Here is a 5,464-nt window from a genome sequence, read left to right as displayed (position 1 = left end):
TGCAGGGTATGGCCGAGCGGGCCCGCCCTCTTCGGCGGATACCCTCGAGGCCGGCCACCCGCCACCGGCCGCGGTGCGCGTCACCGCGCGCCTGCCCTACGAGGCGCAGTGACGCGCACGCTGAAGGAGCATGATGGATCAGCACACCGAGCCGAACGGGACACCGCCGATGACCAGCCAGACCTCCGCCGACGACGCCGTCTCCGGCCCCGCCGACGACTCGACCGACGCCGCCGGCGCGCCGATCCGCGTCGCCCTCGTGGACGACCAGCAGCTGATCCGCTCCGGGCTGGCCATGCTCATCGGTTCGCAGCCGGACCTGGAGGTGGTGGCCGAGGCCTCCACCGGACGGGAGGCGGTGGGCTCGCCCGCCGTGGCCCGCGCGGACGTGGTGCTCATGGACGTACGCATGCCGCAGATGGACGGCATCGAAGCCACCCAGGCGCTGCTGGCCGCCCCCGACGCCCCGCGCGTGGTGGTGCTGACCACCTTCGACCTGGACGAGTACGCCCTGGACGCCATCCAGGCCGGCGCCTCCGGGTTCCTGCTCAAGGACGCCCCGCCGGAGGAGCTGCTCGCCGCGATCCGCACCGTGCACCGGGGAGACGCGGTGATCGCCCCGTCCACCACGCGCCGGCTGCTGGAGCACATGGCGCCGCGGCTGCAGGCCCAGGCCGCCCAGGACGAGCACGGTGCCGCAGAGCGTCAGGCGATCGAGACCCTCACCCCGCGCGAACGCGAGGTCCTGGTGCTCATGGCCCAGGGGTACGCCAACCTGGAGATCGCCGCGGAGCTGGTGCTGTCCGAGGCCACCGTGAAGACCACGTGGGCCGAGTGCTGGCGAAGCTGGCGGCGCGGGACCGGGTGCAGGCGGTCGTCGCGGCCTACCGGGCGGGGCTCGTGCGTCCCTGAGCCGGCACGTCGTCGGTCCTCCTCGGCCCCGGCCTCCGACTTCAGGAGGAGGCGGCGCCACGCGGAGTTCATCCCCCCGGTGGTGCCGGAGACCTCGGGCACGGAGAAGACTCGGAGGCAGATCAGACGACCGCACCGTCAGCATCAGGGGGACAGCATGACCACCGCCGCAGAGCGAACCACGACGACGGCACGCGCCTCCGCCCCGTCCCGCACCGCGATGTCCGATCGCTCGGACGGCCCGACCGCGGCGTCCGCCGGGCCGCAGGTCTCCGCCCAGCCCGACGCCGCCGACCACGGCACCATCGCCTGCTTCACCGGCCTGGTGGCCGCGGCGGTCTGCCTCATGGTGTTGACCTTCGTGGTGCCGGTGCCGCCCACCGTGCGCATGGTGGTCTCACTCGTGCTCGCCGTGGGCGTCGGAGCGGTCACCGCCCGCGTCTCGCAACGGCTCGAGGAGCGGGCCGCCGGACGCCGTTGAGTCAGCCCTGCGGGCGCAGCCCGCGCAGGTAGGTCCGCAGCATCCAGTCCTCCTGGCCGGGCAGGCGCCAGCGCTCCTCGGACAGCAGCGGACGGGACACCGTCAGCAGTCCCATGAAGAAGCGCTCCCCGGTCAGGTCCTCGGACACCAGGCGGTCCGCACGGGCCCGCACCAGGACGTCCTCCATGCGCTGCAGCAGCGTCTTCTCGGCCGCCTCGATCATGTCCTCGCTCGGCAGGTCCTTGCGGTCCAGCGAGTCCAGGGAGGCGGCCGCCACCGTCAGGTTCACCCCCACCAGCTCTGTGGCGAAGCGGTGCCACCGCACCCGGGCGAGGTCGCCGTCCGAGGCAGGCGCGCCGTCGTCGTCCTCCGGCTCCCCGGCCTCGGCCAGGTAGCCGTCCACGATGGCGTCGACCTTCTCCAGGATCTGGCCCAGCAGCGCCGTCAGCAGATGGCGGCGCGTGGGGAAGCGCCGGTAGAGGGTGCCCACGCCGACGCCGGCCTCCTGGGCCACCGCGCGCAGGGACACCGTGGGACCGTGCACGTTCAACAGCCTCTCGGCCGCCTCGAGCAGGTCCCTGCGGTTCGCGCGGGCATCGGATCTCATGTCCACGATTCTCCCAGACTCCTCCCCCTCCCCCGGTCCAGGGGTGGGTCATCCCGTGGGATGACACCTGCCGGGCAGGAGTGCCTCCTCCCGGAGGATCCGCACGAGGCCGGCGCGGAGGACAGTGGTTGCCATGAGCCACACGAACACCCTTCCCCGTCCCGCCGCCGCGCCCGCCGGCATCGCCGTCGCGGCGCACGGCCTCACCAAGACCTACGGCCACGGCGACACCGAGGTCCACGCCCTGCGCGGCGTGGACGTGGAGTTCGCCTCCGGACAGTTCACCGCGATCATGGGGCCCTCCGGTTCCGGCAAGTCCACCCTCATGCACTGCCTCGCCGGCCTGGACACCCCCACCGCCGGCACCATCACGGTCGGCGTCACCGAGATCACCGGCCTCGACGACGGCCAGCTCACCCGCCTGCGCCGCGACCGCATCGGCTTCGTGTTCCAGGCCTTCAACCTGGTGCCCACCCTCACAGCCGAGCAGAACATCCTGCTGCCCCTGGAGCTCGCCGGGACGTCCCCGGACCGGGCCTGGATGGCGGAGATCGTGGACACCCTGGGCCTGACCGAGCGCCTCCAGCACCGTCCCGCCCAGCTCTCCGGCGGCCAGCAGCAGCGTGTGGCCGTGGCCCGCGCCCTGCTCACCCGCCCGGACGTGGTGTTCGGGGACGAGCCCACCGGCAACCTGGACACCGCCACCGGCGCCGAGGTCCTCGCCCTGCTCCGCCGCTCCGTGCAGCAGATGGGCCAGACGGTCATCATGGTCACCCACGACCCCGTGGCCGCGTCCTCCGCGGACCGCGTGGTGCTCCTGGCCGACGGCCGCCTCGCCGGCGAGCTGCTCGAGCCGAACCCCGAGACCGTGGCCGCCGCCCTGGCGCAGCTCCAGTGAGGCAGGTCCGAGCATGCTGAAGATCGCCCTGTCCCAGCTGCGCGCACATCCGCGCCGCTACGTGTCCGTGGTGCTGGCCATCCTGATCGGCACCCTGTTCCTGGCCGCGTCCTTCGTGGTCTCCTCGTCCGCGCAGGCCACCCTGCGCACCACCCTCGGCGCCACCTACTCCAAGGCGGACCTGGTGGTCCTGCCCGCCGACGCCGACCACTCGCAGGACGCCGCGTCGGCGGGAGTCCGGCTCGGCGAGCTGGCCGGCACCGCCGAGGACCCCGGCCCGCTCGGGACGGTCGACGGCGTGGCCGAGGCCTTCCCCGTCCAGATGGGCTACGTGCAGGTCTCCGGCACCCCGGTCTCCGGCGACGCCGCCACCGGCGGCGACTACACCGCCCTGTCCCCGCTGCCGGCGGACGTCACCCTCTCCGAGATGTCCCTGACCGAAGGCCGTGCCCCGGAGCCCGGCACCCGCGAGGTGGCCGTGGACACCGGCACCGCCGATCGCCTCGGCCTGAGGGTCGGCTCCACGTTCTCCCTGCAGTCCGGCCTGCCGGAGGCGGAGGCCGTGGAGGTGGAGGTCGTCGGCCTGACGCACCCCTCGGCAGACCCGCGCCTGTCCTCCCTGCCGCAGACCTGGGCCGCCCAGTCCCTCGTGGCCGAGGTGGACCGTGCCCCGGAGGGCTCGGACGTGGAGTCCGGCACCGCCTCCGCCTCCTCCGTGCTGATCCGCCTCGCCGACGGCGCAGAGACCGGTGAGGTGCGGCAGCACCTGCAGGACCTGCTGGACCGGAACGACGTCGACGCCTCCGTGTCCACCCCGGACGAAGCCGTCCGCGATTCCCTGGCCGACTCCTCCGGCGGCACCGACGTGTTCGCCTGGGTCCTCGGCGGGTTCGCCGCCTTGGCCCTGCTGGTGACCGCACTGGTCATCGCCAACACCTTCCAGGTGCTGGTGGCCCAGCGCACCCGCGAGCTCGCGCTGCTGCGCACCCTCGGCTCCTCGACGCGGCAGGTGCGCCGCTCCGTGCTGCTCGAGGGACTGCTGGTCGGCCTGATCGGCTCGGTGCTCGGCACGGTGCTGGCCGTGGGCCTGGCCTTCGTGGTCATTACCGCCCTGCGTGGCCCCCTGAACCTGCCGACCCTGACCTTCGGCGCAGACCCGGTGCGGCTGCTGATCGCGGTGGGCGTGGGCACCCTGGTGGCCGTGCTGGCCTCCCTGGCCCCGGCCGTCGCGGCGACCCGCGTCTCCCCGCTGCAGGCCCTGCAGCCGGTCCCGGAGCTCACCGTCCGCTCCCGCGGTGGCGTGGTCCGCACCGTGCTCGGCGGCCTGCTGTTCGCCGGCGGCACCGCCCTGATGCTCTGGGGCGCGTTCGGCCAGGAGCCGCTCTCCGCGATCGGCGGCGGCATGCTCTCCTTCGTGGGGATGCTGATGCTGGCGGCCGTGTTCGTCCCGCCGGTGGTCTCCGCCGCCGGCTGCTGGCCCGCCCGGCGGGCGTGCCCGGACGGCTCGCCGCCGTGAACCGCGGTCCGCCACCGCGGCCGCACGGCCTCCACGCCGCGGCCCTGCTGATCGGCACCACCCTGGTGGCCCTGTTCCTCACCGGCGGCCGCACCGCGCAGGACGCCTCGGACGCCGCCCTGGACACCGAGTTCCCGATCGACGTGGCCGTCACCCTCGCCGAGGGTGCGGACGCGTCTGCCGCGGCCGACCGGGTGCGTGCGCTCTCCGACGTGGAGGCCGTCACCGTGGCCACCCCGGTGGGCACCACGCAGAACGGTTCCCCCGTGTACGCGGTGGACCAGGACGGCCTGCGTCAGGTGGTCTCGAACCTGCCGGGCGACGGCATGCGCATGCTCGGCGAGCCCGGCACCGTCCTCGCCCCGTCCTGGGTGGAGGGTGACACCACCGTGCAGGTGGCCGGCACGAAGCGCACCTTCACCACCCTCGGCGCCGGCGGCATGGACTCCGAGGTCTTCATGACCACGGCGGACGCCGAGGGCATGGGCTGGGACGGCGAGGCCGTCACCGGCACCGAACAGGACGGCGGCGGGACCCCCATGGCCCCCCGCCTGCTCGTGGCCACCGCGGAGGACGTCCCGGTGAACGGCCTGCAGGACCTCACCCGCGAGGTGGCGGATGCCGCGGGCGTGGACCCCGGCCAGATCGCCGGCGGTGCCCCGCAGCGCTCGGTGTACTCATCGATCATCGACACGATGCTCTGGATCGTGGTGGCCCTGCTGGCCGTCTCCGTGGTCATCGCTCTGATCGGCGTGGCCAACACGCTGAGCCTCTCGGCGATCGAGCGGACGCGCGAGAACGCGCTGCTGCGGGCCCTGGGCCTGACCAAGGGCGGGCTGCGCACGATGATCGCCCTGGAGGCCGTGCTGACCGCGGCCGTCGCCGCTGCCCTGGGCTGCGCGCTCGGCGTGCTCTACGGCTGGGCGGGCTCGCAGCTGCTGCTCGGGGAGCTGATGGAGAACGTCGGACACGGCGGCGTCGTCCGGCCGCGGTCCCGTGGGTCGAGCTGCTCGCCGTCGTGGCGGTGGCGGCGCGTCGCCGGCCTGGCCG

General features: G+C 74.0%; 5 protein-coding genes and 1 pseudogene. 5 read left to right on the top strand and 1 reads right to left on the bottom strand.

The window, feature by feature from the left end; all coding sequences use genetic code 11:
• Positions 1–169: 169 nt before the first annotated feature.
• Together AC2W7A_RS08965 and AC2W7A_RS08960 are read left to right on the top strand one after the other, a co-directional pair.
• Positions 170–912 (top strand): annotated as a pseudogene (locus AC2W7A_RS08965) (response regulator).
• A 157-nt stretch (positions 913–1,069) separates the two neighbouring features.
• On the top strand, positions 1,070–1,393 hold the full coding sequence (locus AC2W7A_RS08960; RefSeq protein ID WP_485991059.1) for a hypothetical protein: 324 nt from the start codon (positions 1,070–1,072) through the stop codon (positions 1,391–1,393).
• Between the two features lies 1 nt (position 1,394).
• On the opposite strand, the gene AC2W7A_RS08955 is transcribed toward AC2W7A_RS08960, so the two are convergent.
• Positions 1,395–2,000, bottom strand: a complete 606-nt coding sequence (locus tag AC2W7A_RS08955) for a TetR/AcrR family transcriptional regulator (protein ID WP_485991060.1) — start codon at positions 1,998–2,000, stop codon at positions 1,395–1,397.
• Between the two features lie 133 nt (positions 2,001–2,133).
• Between AC2W7A_RS08955 and AC2W7A_RS08950 the strand changes: the two genes are divergently transcribed.
• From AC2W7A_RS08950 to AC2W7A_RS08940, 3 genes are all read left to right on the top strand, one after another.
• On the top strand, positions 2,134–2,898 hold the full coding sequence (locus AC2W7A_RS08950) for an ABC transporter ATP-binding protein (protein ID WP_485991058.1): 765 nt from the start codon (positions 2,134–2,136) through the stop codon (positions 2,896–2,898).
• Between the two features lie 13 nt (positions 2,899–2,911).
• Positions 2,912–4,414 (top strand): FtsX-like permease family protein, encoded by a 1,503-nt coding sequence (locus tag AC2W7A_RS08945; protein ID WP_485991057.1) that lies wholly within the window; start codon positions 2,912–2,914, stop codon positions 4,412–4,414.
• Positions 4,411–5,464: FtsX-like permease family protein (locus AC2W7A_RS08940; RefSeq protein ID WP_485991056.1), on the top strand; the 1,054-nt coding region annotated here is incomplete at its 3' end. The genes AC2W7A_RS08945 and AC2W7A_RS08940, both read left to right, overlap by 4 nt.

Source organism: Micrococcus sp. LASM2_SD2 (genome assembly GCF_057364565.1).
This window is presented reverse-complemented; position numbering and strand designations above follow the sequence as displayed.